Annotated in this window: 1 protein-coding gene; it reads right to left on the minus strand. The window is 45.7% G+C overall.

All coding sequences use genetic code 11. The features are described from left to right. Nucleotides 1-256, minus strand: a 256-nt coding sequence (locus tag BCT81_RS14760; protein ID WP_277869815.1) for an imelysin family protein, incomplete at both ends; no start/stop codon positions are given.

The following is a 256-nucleotide window of genomic DNA, read 5'->3' on the forward strand; positions in this document are numbered from 1 at the left end:
CTTCAGAACCACCGATCTCGTTAAGCTCGGCAATTAATTCTGGTGTAATGTTCGTCGCGTCTACTGTCGTTTGACCGATTTGGAACGTTTTGTTTGCAACGATGTTAGCGCTTGCGCCCTCGTTACCTAGTTCGTATTGGTAATCAGAAGAAACGTAATCAATCAGACCTTCATCTAGTGGCCATGCATTCAGTTGACCTTCCCAATCATCAACAACCACGTTGCCGAAGCGGAATACTTCTGACTGTTGGTAAGG

Origin of the sequence: Vibrio sp. 10N.261.52.A1 (assembly GCF_002876325.1) — a bacterium.
In the GTDB taxonomy this organism is placed as follows: domain Bacteria; phylum Pseudomonadota; class Gammaproteobacteria; order Enterobacterales; family Vibrionaceae; genus Vibrio; species Vibrio chagasii.